The organism is Pantoea sp. UBA4549 (assembly GCF_002387285.1).
Lineage (GTDB): Bacteria > Pseudomonadota > Gammaproteobacteria > Enterobacterales > Enterobacteriaceae > Pantoea > Pantoea borealis.
This window is the reverse complement of sequence record NZ_DGLH01000009.1, coordinates 561,801-579,621: the sequence shown is the minus strand read 5'-3', so window position 1 is coordinate 579,621 and position 17,821 is coordinate 561,801. Positions and strand designations below refer to the sequence as shown.

General features: G+C 54.8%; 17 protein-coding genes and 3 tRNA genes. 5 read left to right on the top strand and 15 right to left on the bottom strand.

Annotated elements, in window-relative coordinates; genetic code table 11:
* Positions 1 to 41 precede the first annotated feature (41 nt).
* Positions 42 to 1,016, top strand: a complete 975-nt coding sequence (locus B3041_RS09405) for a L,D-transpeptidase family protein (RefSeq protein ID WP_065649471.1) — start codon at positions 42 to 44, stop codon at positions 1,014 to 1,016.
* An 88-nt stretch (positions 1,017 to 1,104) separates the two neighbouring features.
* On the opposite strand, the gene B3041_RS09400 is transcribed toward B3041_RS09405, so the two are convergent.
* The 6 genes from B3041_RS09400 to B3041_RS09375 all read right to left on the bottom strand — a co-directional run bounded on the left by B3041_RS09400 (position 1,105) and on the right by B3041_RS09375 (position 5,175).
* A complete protein-coding gene (locus B3041_RS09400) occupies positions 1,105 to 1,341 on the bottom strand; it encodes a major outer membrane lipoprotein (protein WP_039384115.1) in 237 nt (78 codons plus the stop codon).
* A 302-nt stretch (positions 1,342 to 1,643) separates the two neighbouring features.
* Positions 1,644 to 3,056 carry a pyruvate kinase PykF gene (gene pykF / locus B3041_RS09395; RefSeq protein ID WP_065649470.1) on the bottom strand — a complete coding sequence of 471 codons (1,413 nt, stop codon included), beginning with the start codon at positions 3,054 to 3,056 and terminating at the stop codon, positions 1,644 to 1,646.
* A 343-nt stretch (positions 3,057 to 3,399) separates the two neighbouring features.
* A tRNA-Val gene (locus tag B3041_RS09390) sits at positions 3,400 to 3,476 on the bottom strand.
* A gap of 14 nt (positions 3,477 to 3,490) precedes the next feature.
* Positions 3,491 to 3,567: transfer RNA gene (locus tag B3041_RS09385), tRNA-Val, on the bottom strand.
* A 3-nt stretch (positions 3,568 to 3,570) separates the two neighbouring features.
* Positions 3,571 to 3,647 (bottom strand) — tRNA-Val (locus tag B3041_RS09380).
* 154 nt (positions 3,648 to 3,801) lie between these two features.
* Complete coding sequence (locus tag B3041_RS09375; protein ID WP_065649469.1) at positions 3,802 to 5,175, bottom strand: MATE family efflux transporter; 1,374 nt, start codon at positions 5,173 to 5,175, stop codon at positions 3,802 to 3,804.
* Between the two features lie 193 nt (positions 5,176 to 5,368).
* On the opposite strand from B3041_RS09375, the gene B3041_RS09370 reads away from it, so the two are divergent.
* On the top strand, positions 5,369 to 6,025 hold the full coding sequence (locus tag B3041_RS09370; RefSeq protein WP_065649468.1) for a riboflavin synthase: 657 nt from the start codon (positions 5,369 to 5,371) through the stop codon (positions 6,023 to 6,025).
* Positions 6,026 to 6,059: 34 nt separating this feature from the next.
* On the opposite strand, the gene cfa is transcribed toward B3041_RS09370, so the two are convergent.
* Together cfa and punC are read right to left on the bottom strand one after the other, a co-directional pair.
* Complete coding sequence (gene cfa / locus B3041_RS09365; RefSeq protein ID WP_065649467.1) at positions 6,060 to 7,208, bottom strand: cyclopropane fatty acyl phospholipid synthase; 1,149 nt, start codon at positions 7,206 to 7,208, stop codon at positions 6,060 to 6,062.
* Positions 7,209 to 7,482: 274 nt separating this feature from the next.
* A complete protein-coding gene (punC, locus tag B3041_RS09360) occupies positions 7,483 to 8,676 on the bottom strand; it encodes a purine nucleoside transporter PunC (protein WP_065649466.1) in 1,194 nt (397 codons plus the stop codon).
* A gap of 109 nt (positions 8,677 to 8,785) precedes the next feature.
* Here punC and punR point away from each other — a divergent pair, with 109 nt between their 5' ends.
* Positions 8,786 to 9,697, top strand: a complete 912-nt coding sequence (gene punR, locus B3041_RS09355) for a DNA-binding transcriptional activator PunR (protein ID WP_292971672.1) — start codon at positions 8,786 to 8,788, stop codon at positions 9,695 to 9,697.
* On the opposite strand, the gene purR is transcribed toward punR, so the two are convergent.
* Positions 9,694 to 10,719 carry an HTH-type transcriptional repressor PurR gene (purR, locus tag B3041_RS09350; RefSeq protein WP_292971669.1) on the bottom strand — a complete coding sequence of 342 codons (1,026 nt, stop codon included), beginning with the start codon at positions 10,717 to 10,719 and terminating at the stop codon, positions 9,694 to 9,696. The two genes, punR and purR, sit on opposite strands and share 4 nt — an antisense overlap.
* Before the next feature lie 398 nt (positions 10,720 to 11,117).
* Positions 11,118 to 11,906, bottom strand: a complete 789-nt coding sequence (locus tag B3041_RS09345) for a C40 family peptidase (RefSeq protein WP_292971666.1) — start codon at positions 11,904 to 11,906, stop codon at positions 11,118 to 11,120.
* 352 nt (positions 11,907 to 12,258) lie between these two features.
* Here B3041_RS09345 and B3041_RS09340 point away from each other — a divergent pair, with 352 nt between their 5' ends.
* The gene (locus B3041_RS09340) at positions 12,259 to 12,591 is read left to right on the top strand and encodes a Grx4 family monothiol glutaredoxin (RefSeq protein ID WP_065649462.1); all 333 of its coding nucleotides are present in this window, start codon (positions 12,259 to 12,261) and stop codon (positions 12,589 to 12,591) included.
* A gap of 38 nt (positions 12,592 to 12,629) precedes the next feature.
* On the opposite strand, the gene rnt is transcribed toward B3041_RS09340, so the two are convergent.
* From rnt to eptA, 5 genes are all read right to left on the bottom strand, one after another.
* Positions 12,630 to 13,313 carry a ribonuclease T gene (gene rnt / locus B3041_RS09335; RefSeq protein WP_065649461.1) on the bottom strand — a complete coding sequence of 228 codons (684 nt, stop codon included), beginning with the start codon at positions 13,311 to 13,313 and terminating at the stop codon, positions 12,630 to 12,632.
* A gap of 108 nt (positions 13,314 to 13,421) precedes the next feature.
* Positions 13,422 to 13,829: a lactoylglutathione lyase gene (gene gloA, locus B3041_RS09330; RefSeq protein WP_065649460.1), complete on the bottom strand. Its 408-nt coding sequence runs from the start codon at positions 13,827 to 13,829 to the stop codon at positions 13,422 to 13,424.
* A gap of 95 nt (positions 13,830 to 13,924) precedes the next feature.
* The gene (locus B3041_RS09325) at positions 13,925 to 15,022 is read right to left on the bottom strand and encodes an alkene reductase (protein WP_292971661.1); all 1,098 of its coding nucleotides are present in this window, start codon (positions 15,020 to 15,022) and stop codon (positions 13,925 to 13,927) included.
* Between the two features lie 42 nt (positions 15,023 to 15,064).
* Positions 15,065 to 15,667: a TetR/AcrR family transcriptional regulator gene (locus B3041_RS09320; protein ID WP_065649458.1), complete on the bottom strand. Its 603-nt coding sequence runs from the start codon at positions 15,665 to 15,667 to the stop codon at positions 15,065 to 15,067.
* A 39-nt stretch (positions 15,668 to 15,706) separates the two neighbouring features.
* On the bottom strand, positions 15,707 to 17,344 hold the full coding sequence (eptA, locus tag B3041_RS09315) for a phosphoethanolamine transferase EptA (RefSeq protein WP_292971657.1): 1,638 nt from the start codon (positions 17,342 to 17,344) through the stop codon (positions 15,707 to 15,709).
* 185 nt (positions 17,345 to 17,529) lie between these two features.
* Here eptA and B3041_RS09310 point away from each other — a divergent pair, with 185 nt between their 5' ends.
* Positions 17,530 to 17,799, top strand: coding sequence for a DUF1289 domain-containing protein (locus B3041_RS09310; protein ID WP_075050744.1), 270 nt, complete (start codon positions 17,530 to 17,532; stop codon positions 17,797 to 17,799).
* Positions 17,800 to 17,821 lie beyond the last annotated feature (22 nt).

Below are 17,821 nucleotides of genomic sequence, written 5' to 3'. Positions count from 1 at the left end.
GGTTCAGCCGGGGTCTTTTCCATCCAGAAAGAGAAACCTGCATGAAACCTGCGTTACGTTTAGCTGGTGCACTGCTGCTGTCCTGCTTCGGACTCTCTGCACCTTCAATGGCTACTGAATATCCTCTCCCTGCCGACGACAGCCGCCTGATCGGCGAAAACGTTCTGACCACTATCTCTGATAATAAACAGCCGCTGGAGAGCGTAGCAGCGCGCTACAGCACGGGGCTGCTCGCCCTGCTGGAAGCAAACCCTGGTGTTGACCCCTGGCTGCCGGCGGCAGGCACGCAGATCACCGTGCCGCTGCAGATGCTGTTGCCGGATGCGCCGCGCAAAGGGATTGTGGTTAACCTGGCCGAGCTGCGCCTCTACTACTATCCGCCTGGCGAAAACCGCGTGGTGGTGTACCCGATAGGCATCGGCCAGCTGGGTGCTGCGACGCCCGATATGGTGACGCGTATCAGCCAGAAAATCCCTAATCCTACCTGGACACCGACGCCAAATATTCGCAAGCGTTATGCGAAAGAGGGCGTTACGCTGCCGGTAACTGTCCCGGCCGGTCCCGATAATCCGATGGGGCTGTTCGCGCTGCGTCTGGCGCACGGCAAGGGGCACTACCTGATCCACGGTACCAACGCCGACTTTGGCATTGGCATGCGTGTCAGCTCCGGCTGTATTCGCCTGCGTCCCGCGGACATTGAAGCGCTGTTTAACAGCGTACCGGCAGGCACGCGCGTTCAGATTGTTAATCAGCCGGTGAAATACGCTATCGAACCAGACGGTAAACGCTATATTGAGGTTCATCAGCCGCTATCACGCAGCGAAAAAGATGATCCGCAGACGCAGCCGCTGGTGCGCAGCACCGCCCTGAAGGCTTTTAGCCGCAGTGCAAAAAGTGACAGTGCGCTGATTGAGGAGGCGATGACGCGGCGTTCGGGTATGCCGGTGCTGGTTAGCAGTGGGGAACCGGTCTCCGGAGAGACGGCAGATCAGGTTGTCGCGGATCCACAGGGCTGACGTCAACCGGCCAGACAGCGCCACCGGGTGCTGGGATCCGGACAAAAAAAATGGTGCCACCAGGGCACCATTTTTCAAACCAGAACTCTTACTTACGGTAAGAGTGAGCCTGGTTGTCCAGACGCTGGTTAGCGCGAGCTGCGTCATCTTTAGCAGCCTGAACGTCAGAACGCACTGCGTTCACGTCGTTGCTCAGCTGGTCAACTTTAGCGTTCAGAGTCTGAACGTCTGAAGACAGCTGGTCGATTTTAGCGTTGCTTGAGCAACCAGCCAGCAGAGTTGAACCCAGGATTACCGCGCCCAGTACCAGTTTAGTACGTTTCATTTTATACCCTCTAGATTAAGTTAATCTCCATGTAGCGTTACAAGTATTGCACAAAGCTTTTTAAGTTGAGAATAAATTTTTGATGGGAACATGCTTAAATTTGATCGTTCGCTCAAAGAAGCAGCATCTGGCAGAATATGATGAAAATATTTAGCGAAAACAGAGAGATTTAATCGGATTAACCTTAATTACACAACATATTGAATAGTTATTTTCGATTTGAATTTTTCTGGTTTTAGATTAGCGATGGAATAAAAAAAGCGCCGGTTAAGGCGCTTGTTTAAATAAAGTGTGACGTTAAATCAAATCACATGCACGGAAGCGGTGTTAGTAGTTCCGCTTGGTACCAGCGCACCGGAAACCATCACGACCACATCACCTTTCTGCGCATAGCCGCTTTCCAGCGCCAGCTCTTTGCCAATGCGATAGAAATCATCGGTTGATTCAATGCGGGCGACCAGACGCGTCTCAATACCTTTGCTCAGGATCAGCTGACGTGCCGTAGTCTGGTTGGTTGTCAGCGCAAGAATGGTTGCATCAGGGAAGTACTTACGTACTGATTTCGCTGATTTTCCGCCTTCTGTGGCTACAACAATCAGCGGTGCCTCCAGTTTCTCTGCGGTCTCAACGGCACCCCGGCAGACAGCCTCCGTAATGCGCAGCTTGCGTGAGTCTTTCAGCTCATCGATGCGTGACTTCATCACGCGGTCGGTACGCTCGCAGATGGTCGCCATGATAGTGACCGACTCCAGCGGGTAGCGACCTTTGGCGCTTTCACCTGACAGCATCACGGCGTCAGTACCGTCAAGAATGGCGTTAGCCACGTCGCCCGCTTCAGCACGGGTAGGGCGCGGATTTTTGATCATGGAGTCGAGCATCTGCGTAGCAGTGATGACCACTTTACGGGCTTTGTTGCACTTTTTGATCATCATCTTCTGCGCGAAGATAACCTCTTCAACCGGGATCTCTACGCCCAGATCGCCGCGCGCAACCATAATGCCATCAGAGGCTTCGAGAATTTCATCGAAGTTGTTCAGGCCTTCCTGGTTCTCGATTTTAGAGATGATCTGAATGTTCTCGCCGCCGTGCGCTTTCAGATGCTCGCGGATCTCCAGTACGTCAGAGCGTTTACGAATAAACGATGCGGCGACGAAGTCCACACCCTGCTCACAGCCAAAAATCAGATCGCGCTTATCTTTCTCAGCCAGCGCAGGCAGCTGAATGGAAACGCCCGGCAGGTTAACGCCTTTGTTTTCACCGAGGTCGCCGTTATTCAGCACTTCACACACCACGCTGTTTTCCGTGACTTCGGTAACGGTCATACCGATCAGGCCATCATCGACCAGAACCGTGTTACCAATTTTCAGATCTTCAGTAAAACCGCCATAGGTAACAGCGACACGCTCATGGTTACCAATCACAGACTGATCGGTTGTAAAGGTAAAGGTCTGGCCCGCTTTGAGTGAAACGTCGTTGCCACCCTCCAGCTTCATGGTGCGGATTTCCGGTCCTTTGGTGTCCAGCAGAATCGCGGCCTGATGCCCTGTTTTTTCCATGACGGCACGCATATTTGCGATGCGCTGACCATGTTCGGCGTAATCACCGTGCGAGAAGTTGAGACGCATAACGTTCATGCCGGCTTCCAGCAGCTGGGTCAGCATCTCTTCTGATTCGGTTTTCGGCCCGATAGTACAAACAATCTTGGTCTTTTTCATGTCAGATATCTGTATGTTGTGATGGATGATAAAGGTCGGTATCCGATGCGCGGAGCACCGAAGCGAAAATGTGACGATTGTGGCTACGGATAATACAGAAGTAAGAATAGGTGACAGGAACTGAGCGTGCAGGGAAGTTATGCGTTGCAGAGGCAGGCCGGCAGAGCGGCGTTGCGCAAATCAGAGACATTGATGGCATAGGCACGTCAGCGCTGAAACCTTTCAGGTGAAACAACGTGCCATAGTATAATCGCTAAGTATGCGAAAACCAATATAAAAGCAGCGAGGGATATCGACCTGGATCAAGGAAAACGACGTTGCGCAAAAAGAGAAAACAGCGAAGTGGTGCGCTCTAATGGACTCGAACCATCGACCCCCACCATGTCAAGGTGGTGCTCTAACCAACTGAGCTAAGAGCGCGCAATACAGCAAACTGGTGCGTCCGAGTGGACTCGAACCACCGACCCCCACCATGTCAAGGTGGTGCTCTAACCAACTGAGCTACGGACGCACTTGGTGCGCTCTAATGGACTCGAACCATCGACCCCCACCATGTCAAGGTGGTGCTCTAACCAACTGAGCTAAGAGCGCAACACGCTGTCAGGGCGACAGCGGGGACGAATATTAACGGTACACCGGAAACCTGGCAAGGGAAAAAAACAGAAAATCCGGACGACTGACCAGCATCTGTGCGAAGCGTCGCTTTTTTCAGCATTGCGGGCCAGATAAACGCCCGCTCAGCCACTTAGCGCGCCGCGCGCGCCAGAATAACGTCTGCGGGGAGGCGCTGCATACGACGAATACGCCAGATCATCATCGCTGCGGCAGAGGTCAGACCCACAATAAAACCGCACCAGAATCCGGCCGGGCCCAGCGCCGGTACAATCCAGTCAGTCAGCGCCAGAACATAGCCTGCCGGCAGTCCCAAAACCCAGTAAGCAATCAGCGTAATGAAAAAGATTGATCGGGTATCTTTATAGCCGCGCAGGATCCCGCTGCCGATAACCTGAATAGAATCGGAGAACTGATAGATCGCTGCCAGCATCATCAGCTGGGCTGCCAGCGTTATGACCGCAGGATTTGCCGTATAAAGCGCGGCGATATCGTGACGAAACGTGACGGTAAACAGAGCAGTGCACGCCGCCATGGCAAGGCCCACGCCCTGACCGGTCCAGGCGGCGGTGCGTGCGCCTTCCGCAGAGCCTTCGCCCAGCCGGTAACCCACGCGAATCGTGGTGGCCACACCCAGCGACAGCGGCAGCACAAACATCAGTGAGCTGAAATTGAGCGCAATCTGATGCCCTGCAACATTCACAATGCCCAGCGGTGACACCAGCAGCGCCACCACGGCAAACAGCGTGACCTCAAAAAACAGCGCCAGCGCTACCGGTAACCCCAGCGAAAACAGCCGCATGAGAATGGCACGCGAGGGCGCTGACCAGCGGGAGGCCATGCGAATATCGCGCATCGCCGGCATCCGCTGGAGCCAGAAGCGCATAACCAGGAACATCACCCAGTAGACTGAGGCGGTGGCCACACCGCATCCCACGCCGCCGAGACGCGGCATACCAAAATGGCCATAGATAAAGATGTAGTTCAGCGGGATATTGGTCAGCAGCCCGAGAAAGCCCAGCAGCATGGCGGGTTTGGTTTTAGACAGGCCGTCGCACTGGTTACGAGCCACCTGGAAAAAAAGATAGCCCGGCGCGCCCCATAGCAGCGCATGCAGGTAACCTTCCGCTTTTATCGCCAGACTGGCGTCAATATCATGCATGGCGCGGATAAGATAGCCCGCGTTCCATAGCACAATCATAATCACAAGCGCCACGGCCAGCGCCAGCCAGTAGCCCTGACGCACCTGCTCAGCAATGCGTTCACGTCGTCCGGACCCGTTGAGTTGCGCAACGGCAGGCGTCAGTGCCAGTAGCAGACCGTGACCAAAAAGAATGGCGGGAAGCCAGATAGAGGTGCCAACAGCAACGGCGGCCATATCCGTGGCGCTTACCGCACCGGCCATAACGGTATCTACAAATCCCATCGCAGTCTGGGCTACCTGAGCGAGGATCACCGGGATTGCGAGGGTCAGCAGCTGACGCGCTTCTGTTAAATACTTCTGCACGTATCACCTGTTTAATTAAGAGAGAGCGGGAGACTATTCCCGGCGAATGCGCGCTCAGTGTAGCCAGAGCCTGCATGCGGAACAAACGATGATAACAAATTTATTTGTCTTTTATGCAACCATTGCGCATGCGCAAATTAAGTTGTGCTGGCAGGCTGTGATAAGCTAAGACAAACGCGTGGAGAGGATAGTTATGTTTACGGGTATCGTGCAGGGTGTGGCGGAAATTGTCGCCATTGAAGAGAAAGAGCTGTTTCGCACTCATACTGTTCGTCTTGATGCAGCTCTGCTGCCAGGGCTGGAGCTGGGCGCGTCTGTGGCGCACAACGGCTGCTGCCTGACTGTAACGGCCATCGAAGGCGATCGGGTCAGTTTTGATCTGATTAAAGAGACGCTGCGCATTACTAATCTGGGCGCGCTGCAGGTGGGTGACAAAGTCAATATCGAGCGTGCGGCTAAGTTCAGTGATGAAATTGGCGGGCACCTGATGTCGGGTCATATTATGACCACTGCGGAAATCTGCAAAATTATTCAGTCGGAAAATAACCGTGAAGTCTGGTTCAGACCGCAGGATGCCGGGCAGATAAAATATATTCTGCGTAAAGGTTATATCGGTATTGATGGCATCAGCCTGACGGTCGGCGATGTGACAAAAACCAAATTTTGCGTTCACCTGATCCCGGAAACGCTGGAGCGCACCACGCTGGGAAGCAAAAAGCTGGGGCATAAGGTCAATATCGAAATCGATCCCCAGACGCAGGCAATTGTGGATACCGTTGAACGCGTTATGGCGCAGCGCGAAGCAGACCTGATTGCTGCGGCAACCTCACCGGGCGGTGCGGCAGAATAACCTTTGTAAAAGGCGCGCCATGCGCCTTTTTCATCTAGCGCGCCACGCGCAGCCCGCCTTCATAGCCGTGACTGAACACAACCTGCCACAACTGAATGTCCCGGGCGCGAAAGGCGCCAGCACACGCGTTAAGGTAATAGCTGAACATCCGCCTGAAGCGCTCATCGTAGCGGGCAGAGAGCTGCGGCCACGCGGCCTGGAAACGCGTATGCCACGCCATCAGCGTGGTGTCATAATCGGTCCCGAAGTTGTGCCAGTCTTCCATAATAAAATAAGGCTCACTGGCGTCCGCTATCTGTCGCACGGATGGCAGGCAGCCGTTCGGGAAAATATATTTATCGATCCACGGATCTACGCGCATATCGGTCCTGACCGCCCCGATGGTATGCAGCAGAAAAAGGCCACCGGGTTTCAGATTGCGATTCACCACTCTGAAGTAAGTCGCATAATTTTTCGGGCCGACATGTTCAAACATGCCCACGGAAACAATGCGATCAAACTGTAGTGCAAGATCGCGATAATCCTGCAGCAATATTGTGACGTCCAGGCCGGCGCAGCGCTGCTGTGCCATTTTCTGCTGCTCCTGAGAGATAGTGACGCCATATACGCTGACACCGTAGCGGCGGGCAGCAAACTCCGCCAGCCCGCCCCAGCCACAACCGATATCCAGCAGAGACATGCCGGGTTCAAGCTGCAGTTTGCGGCAGATCAGATCCAGTTTTGCTTCCTGCGCCGCATCCAGCGTTTCCGCATGATGCCAGTAGCCGCAGGAGTATTGCATAAACGGGTCGAGCATCAGGCGGAAGAGGTCGTTACCCAGATCATAGTGCGCTTTGCCAACCTGCCAGGCGCGCTTTTTTGATTGCAGATTGGTGATCCGGGCTGCGGCGATGCGCAGGGTATCTTTGAAGTGGTGCGGCAGCTGCTGATCAAGATGATGCCTGAGCGCGCGATGAAAAAACATATCCGGTCGTTCACACGTCCACCATCCATCCATGTAACTTTCGCCCAGACCCAGGGAGCCTTCCTGCAGTACGCGCTTAAAAAAGTCAGCGTGATGTACCTGAATATCCCACGGTCGTGAACCATTAACGCGAATATCTGCCTGTTCAAGTAACTCCCGGACGATACGGAACCACGGATTCTCTTCGGGACTTACCGCTTCTGCACATGATGAACTCATAGCTTCTCCATCACCTTGTAAACGTGACCTGTGAAACAGGAGGGTCTGCATCAGGTCTGTGAAAGAACGCAGGGTCGTGCCGTGCGCAGCTAAACCACATTAACAGAGGTATGAATAGTCCGGATTTGCGCGAGGCGCAGTCGTCTGGCCACACGCAGGCACCGTCCCGGAAATACCGGACGCGCTTTTATTGTTTTAACAGACAGACAAGCCAGTGACCCGCAGCGCGACTGCGCGGGCGGGTCACTGTCAGGTAAAATAGCGCGAGGCCGGCTCAGGCGTTCTCTTCGCAGGGATGGGGGATGTCAGCGGATTTTACTGTCGCACGCTGCCAGATGAAGCCCACCCAGGCAAGAACCACCGTACTTACCATTACCAGCGTAGTGTGATAAAGCGCCTGCTGCAAACCCGCTGAGACAATCAGACTGGCAAGGAAGCATAAGCCAAGCTGCAGCAGATTCTGTAAACCCGCTGCTTTACCGCTGGCATGCGGGAACGGCGCCAGCGCGCTGGCAACCACAATCGGGTAGATAGCGCCGTTTGCCAGAGCCATACCGCAGAAAGGCAGCAGCAGGGCAAACAGCGACGGGGCGGGCTGCAGCGCAACCGCAAACAGGCTCACAATGCTCAGGCTGTAAATCAGCAGCAGCCACGGCAGCAGCTGCGCACCCTGAAAACGATTAAGCAGCGCACGACAGCCAAAACCGCCAATCAGAAAGGCAATCGTCTGCGGCACATAGCTAAGTCCGATATCTGCCGGGGTTAAGCCTGCCGCCGCCAGAATAAAGGGTGAACCTGTCAGCCAGGCAAAAAAACTGGCAGAGCAGGCGGAGTAAATCAGGACATTGCCGCTATAGGCGCGGGTTGCCAGCAGCGCCAGCCAGCCAGGCTGATCGCCGCGCGCTGCAGGAGAGATTCGCGGCGAGCGGAGCTTAAGCGTCCCAGCCAGCAGCACCAGCGTAATCAGCGTCAGCACCAGGAAGATAGTACGCCAGTGAAAATGGCTCATCAGCCAGGCGCCCAGCAGCGGAGCCAGAGCGGGAGAGAGCGCAACCAGCGGCATGATAGTGGCAAACACTTTATTGGCCTGCGCTTTAGGGTAGCGATCGATAACCAGCGCCTGCCAGCTTACGGCGGCGGCGCACACGCCCACGGCCTGAATAAAACGCAGTGCCAGCATCAGCCAGACGTTGTCTGCCCACAACATGGCCAGACAGCTCAGGGCAAATATCGACAGGCCAGCCAGGAGAACCGGTTTGCGGCCAATACGGTCAGAGAGTAATCCCCAGCCTACCTGCGCACAGGCAAAGCCCGCCAGAAACAGGCTCAGACTGGCGCTGATAACACCCGGTGCGGTGGCAAAGTCACGCTGCATGTCGCTGAATGCAGGCAGATACATATCCGTGGCAAGAAAGCCGAGCATGCTCAGCAGCGCCAGATAAGGCAGAAATCCTTTTGAAGACATCACTATTTTTCTCATTTGGCAGGGAAACGCGAAGGAGTGTAAAAGGGTGCAGTCAGCTTTGTGAAACGCTAATATTTGCAGAGTGCTGTTAAATTTTTTGAAGGCAAAAAATATGTGGTCTGAATATGCGCTTGAGGTGGCAGATGCCGTGGCTCGCACCGGAAGTTTCAGCGCGGCGGCACAGGAACTGCACCGCGTGCCTTCTGCCATCAGCTATACCATCAGGCAGCTGGAGAGCTGGCTTGCCGTGGAGCTGTTTGAACGCCAGCATCGGGAGGTGATCCTGACGCCGGCAGGCGAGCATTTTGTGCGTGAAGGGCGCTCTGTTATCAAAAAAATGCTGGCGACGCGACGTCAGTGTCAGCAGCTGGCCAACGGCTGGCGCGGCCAGCTCAGTATTGCCGTAGACTGCATTGTTAAGCCGCAGCGCACGCGCCAGCTGGTTAAAGATTTCTATCGCCATTTTCCCGATATGGAGCTGATCATCAGCTATGAGGTGTTCAACGGCGTATGGGATGCGCTCGCCGACGGCCGGGTTGACGTGGCCATTGGCGCCACGCAGGCGATCCCGGTCGGCGGGCGCTTTGCTTTTCAGGATATGGGTGCCCTTAACTGGCGCTGCGTGGTCAGTCCGGATCATCCGCTGGCGCAGAGCGCGCATCCTGATGAAGAGGCGCTGCGCGCATGGCCGTCGCTGGTGCTGGAGGATACGTCGCGCGCACTCCCGCGTCGTATGACATGGACGCTGGATAATCAGCGCCGGCTGGTGGTGCCGGAGTGGGAAACCGGGATCGACTGCCTGCAAGCTGGCCTGTGCGTGGGGATGATCCCGGGACATCTGGCGCGACCGCTACTGGATAGCGGCGCGCTGGCAGAACTGATCCTGCCGCAGCCTTTTCCGGACAGCCCCTGCTGCGTCAGCTGGGCCGGGCAGCGGGCATCACCGGCACTGACGTGGCTGCTGGCTTACCTGGGTGATGCTGAGACGCTAAACCATGAGTGGCTCAGCGAACGCCGCGCTTAGCGGCGATAGTCGCGAAACGGACCGTCCCCGACAGAGCGACGCTCAATCAGACTGGGCTGAACTTCAATCGTTTGCGGCTCTTCGCGTTTGCTGGTGATGCGATCCAGCAGCATCTCCAGCGCTTTCTCGCCCAGCTGCGCTTTAGGCTGATGCACCGTCGTCAGCGCCGGCGTAAAGTAGCGGGCATTGCGCACATTGTCATAGCCGATCACCGAAATATCCTGCGGAACGCGCAGGCCCATCTCATCGGCGGCGCAGATCGCGCCCATTGCCATGATATCGCCGCCGCAGAACACAGCGGTAGGGCGCTGCTTCTGGCTCAGGATCTGCTGCATCGCCTGATAACCCGATTCAGGCTCAAAATCGCCCTGTACGATCCACTCGGCACGCACCGTGATACCCGCTTCATGCATCGCCTGTAAAAAGCCGGCGTGCCGTCCGCCGCCGGTATTACGCTCCAGCTGACCCGGAATCGCGCCAATATCGCGATGACCACGCTCGATCAGGTAACGACCGGCCAGATAGCCGCCCTGGAATGCGTTATCCTGTACGGTATCAGTAAAATCACCGCGTGAAGCGCCCCAGTCCATCACCACCATCGGGATATTACGATTCTCTTCCAGCATCTGAAGCAGATCGTCCGGATACTCAGAGCACATCACCAGCAGGCCATCGACCCGTTTTTGCGCCATCATCGACAGATAGGCGCGCTGCTTTTGTAAGTCGTTATGCGCATTGCCCAGTATCAGCGTATAGCCCTGAGCGAAGCAGTGATTCTCAATTGCTTCAATAATTTCAGCAAAGTAGGGGGCTTCACTGGAGGTTGCCAGCAGACCCAGCGTCTTAGTGTGATTGACCTTCAGGCTGCGGGCGACAGCGCTGGGAGAATAGTGCAGCGCTTTAATTGCTTCCCACACGGCATTACGCGTCTCTTCAGCGACAAAGCGCGTTTTATTGATGACGTGCGAAACCGTGGTCGTTGATACGCCAGCGCGTTTTGCCACATCTTTAATTGTTGCCATGAAAATGGACCTCTTAAACCTATCGCAACTTTATGATAAGTATAGTGTTAAACGTTTGCGTCTGCGCAGGGTTTTCTGCCCGATTTCAGCATAAAAATGGCTGATTTAAGGCGAGTAATTAACCGTGGCAGATAATGACAGCAGCGTGCGCAAAAGGTGTTGCGCAACGAAAGGCGGCGATTCTAGCAAGGTGAGGGTCATAAAACGAGATGTTTACCTGCGGCCAGGCGAAAATAATTCTATTCCGGCGATAGATACGAAAGCGTGTGGTGCAGGCAGAAAGCGGCAACGGAGACTTCAGGCGCAGTGCGGCTGCTGATAACTGCCGTGACCTTGCGGCTGTGCCGGCGTGAAGCGCGAATGCGTTACGCCGTGCGGTTCTGCGTGTTGCGCAACCGTTAGCGAATGGTTTTAGGGGTCATCATACGGCGTGCGCCAACATAATGTTTCTGCCAGTAATCTTCACCCAGCGCGCTGATCTGAATATCCTTGCCGGTGCGCGGCGACTGAATGAATTTGCCGTTACCCAGATAAACGCCAACATGATCGGCGGTCCCGCGATTATTGATGCGGAAAAACACCAGATCGCCTTTCTCCAGCATTTCACGCTTGATGGGGGCAGCGTCGCGCAGATGATACATTTCATTAGCCGTACGCGGCAGTTTAAAACGAACCAGATCTTTATAGGCGTACCAGACCAGACCACTGCAGTCGAATCCGGTAAGCGGAGAGGTGCCACCCCACTGATAAGGTTTGCCCAGCTGGCCCATGAGCTTAGTCATGGCGGTTTCACGTGCTTTCTGATAGCGCAGGCGGTGAGATTTACTGAGCCTGACACCGGTCAGCGTATCGGTGGTCTCTTCTGCTGCCACTGTTTTCCGGCTGGTACGCTGATGACCATATTTTTTACCGGCAGAGGGTGCAGCCCCTTTTTTGCGGGCGGTGCGTGTAGTGGCAGAAGGCTCTGCGGGGAGGTTTTTTTTGGTTTTAACTTTTTGTACAGGCGTGACGCGTGTTTTTTTAGCCGACGTTTTAACCGGGCGTCGTTTGCGGCGCTCATCATCGCGCGCGCTCTTTTTCTCCGCTTTCTGCAGGCTGGCGTTAACCGGCTTGTGCGGTGAAGCAGCGGCCACGTTAAAAAACAGCTGAGCAAAAGCCAGTATGAAAAGCGTAATCAGTAAACGCATAGTCCGGTTACAGGTTCGGCAGACTGCAGAAGCAGACCGCGGCAATATTAGAAAATTCTGATCAGCGATCAGCGCCGGATTGATTCTAATCCACTTTTTTTACAAAAGGTAAGGTCTTTTTTATTAAATAGCTCATAGTAGTGGCTGTGTAGCAAAAATGAGCAGTTTCAGGTGTTTAACACAGCAGGTTTATTGCTAATCGTGTATTAATACACACTTCGTCATACGCCTGGGGCAACAAACTTAACAAACATGGCGATTCAGGCTGCAACGAGACAAATTCCCGTTTTCAGTCACGGGACGAAGTCGCTACAATAAACAAACACGAAGTGAAGAATTAAGGAAGGCAAAAATGAGTACTGTTGAAAAAATTCAGCGCCAGATCGCAGAAAATCCGATCCTGCTGTATATGAAAGGATCGCCAAAACTGCCAAGCTGCGGCTTCTCGGCTCAGGCTGTGCAGGCGCTCTCTGCCTGTGGTGAACGCTTCGCGTATGTCGATATTCTGCAGAATCCCGATATCCGTGCTGAAATGCCAAAATACGCTAACTGGCCAACCTTCCCGCAGCTGTGGGTGGATGGGGAGCTGGTCGGTGGCTGCGACATCATCGTTGAGATGTTCCAGCGTGGTGAACTTCAGCCGCTGATCAAAGAAACCGCTGAGAAACACAAAGAAGCGGAATAAAGCAAAAGGCCGGCGCTATGCCGGCCTTTTTCATTATCTTACTCTGCCGCGCTTTCGCCGGGCTCGTCACCTTCAGCTTCAGCATCGTTTAGCGCCAGCGGCCAGCCGCCCAGACGCTTCCAGCGATTAACCAGCTCGCAAAACAGCATTGCCGTCTGCTCTGTATCATACAGCGCCGAATGCGCCTGCGTGCTGTCAAAATCAATACCTGCCGCCTTGCATGCTTTTGCCAGTACCGTCTGTCCCAGCACCAGCCCGCTCAGCGCCGCCGTATCAAAGGTGGCAAACGGATGGAAAGGGTTACGTTTCAGGCTGGCACGCTCAGCTGCCGCCGTGACGAAGCTGTGATCAAAATTGGCATTGTGCGCCACAATAATCGCCCGGTTGCAGCCACTCTCTTTAAGGCCTTTACGCACCTGTTTAAAGATGGCGTGCAGCGCCTCATATTCGCTTACTGCACCGCGCAGCGGGTTCGAAGGATCGATACCGGTAAACGCCAGCGCTTCAGGATGAAGAAGGGCACCTGCAAAGGGTTCAATGTGGAAATGCAGGGTCTCGTCACGCTGCAGCCAGCCATCCTCATCCATTTTCAGGGTCGTGGCGGCAATCTCCAGCAGCGCATCCGTCTGCGCATTAAAACCGGCGGTTTCGACATCAATAACTACCGGATAAAAGCCGCGAAAGCGTTGGTTAAGGGCGTTCTGGGCGTTCGATTCAGACATCAGGATCTCATAGCAGTGAAAAGGGCAGCGCGCATTATGGCAAAAAAGGCGGGAGGGTGCAGCAGATGAGAAAAACCAGCCCGCAAATTTGCGGGCTGGCGTCAGGCATCAGTTACCGAGACCATGACCGGCATGTTTGTTTTCAATCAGCTCAATTTTATAGCCATCGGGATCTTCAACAAACGCAATGATGGTACTGCCACCTTTCACCGGACCCGCTTCACGGGTTACGTTTCCGCCTGCACTGCGGATGCGCTCGCAGGTGGCTGCGACATCGTCTACGCCCAGTGCGATGTGACCATAAGCGTTACCGAGGTCATATTTCTCTGTGCCCCAGTTATAGGTCAGCTCAATGACTGCACCTTCGCTCTCTTCGGTGTAGCCAACAAAGGCCAGCGTATATTTATATTCTGCATTTTCACTCTGACGCAGCACGCGCATACCCAGTACGCGGGTGTAAAAGTCAATTGAGCGTTGCAGATCGCCAACGCGTAACATGGTGTGAAGTAAACGCATAATATCCTCTTTTCGAAATAGTCAGATTTTGACGCAGAAACAGTGCAAGTATAGCGGGTAACGGGGCTGCCGCATCGCTGTGCGGCAGGTGTCAGTTACAGTGTCGGATAGTCGATATACCCTTCCGCACCGCCGCCGTAGAAACTTTCCGGACGCTGCGGATTAAGCGGAGCATCCTGCTGCAGGCGTGCAACCAGATCCGGATTGGCAATAAAGTCGCGGCCAAACGCCACGGCATCAATCAGACCGCGCGCAATCAGATCATCCGCTTTTTCCACGCTATAGGCGCCGGCACCGATGATCACACCAGGGAAAGCCGCGCGAACTTTTTCACGGAACGCATCAGTGTAAGGCTTGCCACCCGCCCAGTCTGGCTCAGAAAGGTGCAGATAAGCCAGGCCGCGTTTGCCCAGTTCGCTGATATACCAGAGCGCCGCTTCTTCTTCATCCGGGCCATTTTCCAGGTTCTGAAACGCCCCGACAGGTGAAACGCGGATCCCGACGCGATCGGCAGACCAGTTTGCGATGGCTGCATCCACCACCTCCAGCGCAAAACGGCCGCGCTTCTCAATCGAGCCGCCATACTCATCGTCGCGCTTGTTCGAGTCAGGCGACAGGAACTGGTGCATCAGATAGCCGTGCGCCGAGTGCAGTTCAAGCAGGTCAAAGTCAGCTTCGCGGGCATTGGCTGCGGCCTGTCCGAAATCCTGCACAATCTGTTTGATTTCATCAACGGTCAGTTCGCGCGGCACTGAGGTCTCTTCGCGATAAACGCTGCCATCAGCGGCACGCAGCGAGGTGCGGGTTCCGGCAGGCAGGGCAGAAGGCGCAACCGGGGCATTGCCCTCTGGCTGCACGCTGTAATGCGAGATGCGGCCGGTATGCCACAGCTGGACCGCAACGTGACCCTGAGCAGCGTGAATGCCTTCGTTGATCATTTTCCATGCATCAATCTGCTGCTGCGTATGCAGGCCCGGTGCGCCCGCGTAGCCTTTGGCCTGAAAAGAGACCTGCGTCGCCTCAGTAATAATCAGGCCTGCTCCGGCGCGCTGCTGATAATACTCAGCCATCATAGGCGTAGGAATGTCACCCGGTTCAATGCTGCGCAGTCGCGTCAGCGGTGCCATAAATACGCGATTAGGAACGGTAATTGCACCCACTTTCAGCGGGGAGAATAGCTGTTTACTCGCCATGTTACTTCCTCTATTAGACTGGTCGTCTATAAATATCAGTTTTTAAAATTGCGGGCCGTTAAGCCACTGTTCGATAGTGCTGAGTGCCAGATTAATGGAGTCTGGTTCGCGGGAAATTTTGCTCTGCAGGCTGGCTCCCAGCCAGAGCAGGTAGCAACGCTGTGCAAGCTGCGCCGGGGTCTGATTAAATAACAGCGGCTGTTCAGCCGCCGCTTCTGTCAGGCAGTGTGCGTAAGCGGCCATAATGGCGCTGGCACCGCGCTGCAGCGCATCACGCATCGGTTCTGAGAGATCGCATACCTCAGCCGACAGCTTGACGCCCAGGCAGCCCATAATGCGTCCCTGCCTGGCAAACAGCTGCTGACCGGAGCGAAAATGTGCCAGCAGTCGCTGACGTGCGGGCAGGGACGGTAGCGTGAGCTGTTGATTAATCTGCTCCAGATAATTAACGAAATAGCGTTCCAGCAGCGCGACGCCAAATGCTTCTTTGGAGCGGAAATAGTAATAGAAAGACCCTTTAGGCACCGCCGCCAGCGTGAGCACTTCATTGAGGCCCATTCCGGTAAAGCCGCGCTGCAAACAAACCTGCTCGCCGGTAGCGAGCAGGTGTTCACGGGTTTCATTACGTTGCACACTTTTATTCATGGCTGGAAGCCTAGTAGACCAGTCGGTCTAATGCAAGCGTCAGCTTTTTTGCTGGCACGATTTGATCATATCCAGCTGGGGCTGATAAACCTGTGTCCGGATATCGAACAGGCCCAGCAGCGTATGAAACAGGTTATCCTGCGAGACCGGCAGCGTCGCGGCCTGCCGCCGCAGACAGGTCTCATCCAGATGAAACGCGCTGGCGTAGCCGGGTGAGAACCACATCAGCAGCGGGATATGCGTCTGCTGTGACGGGGCAAGCATCCACGGCGCGCCGTGCAGGTACATACCGTGTTCGCCCAGCGATTCACCATGATCGGAGAGATAAACCAGCGCCACATTAAAGCGGTTGCTCAGCGCTTTTAGCTTGTCGATAGTCTGGCTCAGCATATTATCGGTATAGAGCAGGGTATTATCGTAGGTGTTAACCAGCGCCTGCGGATCGCAATCCTGAATCTGGTTGCTGTCACAGGTGGGGGTGAACCGGCGGAACGCAGCCGGATAGCGCAGATAGTAGGCCGGGCCGTGACTTCCCATCTGATGCAGCACAATTACGCTGTCGTTATGTAAACTGTCAACGTAATTATCGAAGCGGTGCAGCAGCACGTCATCGAGGCAGAATCCGCTATGGCAATATTGTGGTAACGACCACTGCGTCATGTCAGTGTGCGGCACGCGGTTGCATGCGCCTTTGCAGCCGCCATCATTCTCGCGCCACAATACGCTGACTCCGGCGTGAGCCAGCACATCCAGCACGCCCTCCTGGTGATGTGCCAGGTCGGCGTCGTAATGTTCGCGCGGCATAACAGAGAACATGCAGGGCACAGAAACCGCCGTCTCGGTGCCGCACGACGTCGCATGCGGATAGTAAATCACCTGCTGTTTCTGCAGTTCCGGGTTAGTCTGGCGCGCATAGCCGCCCAGCGAAAAGTTCTCCGCACGTGCCGTTTCCCCTACAACCAGTACAACCAGCGTTTTTTTAGCCGCCTGCGCGATCAGCGGGCCTTTGTGCGCATCCTGTCCGATTTTAATCAGCGCCTGGCTGCCCTGCAGGTAGCGCTTATCGATATAATGACCGGCACCGCTGATCACATTGGCTGGCGTGATCATTTTTACCATTCCTTTGTTATTACGGATGAGTGACGCGTAATCTTTGTAGAACAGGGCAGCCATCAGCAGGATCACCAGCAGCGCACCCAGCGCACCCGCCAGCCGCTGCAATACGCTCCACCACCAGCGCTGACTGCGCCTGACGCGCACAACAGCGATAAGCAGCACCGGCAGCACTCCTGACAGCAGCATCCAGACAAGCCAGCGCGGGCTTATCAGCGCATTTGCCTCCTGCACGCTGGATTCAAAAACGTTTGCCACCATATTGGTATCAATCACGGTCCCGAAGCTGAACATAAAATAGCTGGCCGCTGCACTGATCAGTATCAGCACGCTCAATAGCGGCTTACGCACCCAGGGCCAGGCAAACAGGCAAAACAGGAGATAAAAGGCAGCAGTCAGCACCACTGGCATACTGGCGGCAAAAAGGTAGTCATGCAGACGGTTATAGGTGATGATTTTCCACGCCTGGCGCAGAAACAGCGCATTCAGACCAACGGCAAACAGCAGAGCTGCCAGCAAATTAAACTGGTTTTCGTGACAATGTAACTTAATAGAAGATTTCATTGGGGTTCGTTATTAAGCCGGAATGGACGCACAGTAGAGAAGAAATCTGAGGATAACCTTAATCGCACATCAGATGATAACTTTTGTTAAAGTTAAATAACACTTAATGATCGGCACGAAGAGCGGGGCTAAACCGTTTTCTTTTGGCGGCACGACTTGCAGTTCACGCGGAAACTGTTATCACTATGTTATCCAGCGGTGAATCAGAGGCAGATGTGGCTGAACAACTCGAATTTTTCCCGGTACCCAGCCCCTGTCGCGGCATCTGTCAGACCGATGCCCGCGGTTACTGTCGCGGCTGTCTGCGAAGCCGTGAAGAGCGCTTTAACTGGATGCGCTTCAGCGATGCACAAAAACGTGAGGTGCTGCGGCTGTGCCGGCAGCGCTATCTGCGCCTGCAGCGTCAGCAAAAGCCGGACGCGGGGCAGGATCCACAGCAGCCTTCGCTGTTTTAAGCGCTGATTCTGCCATCAATTC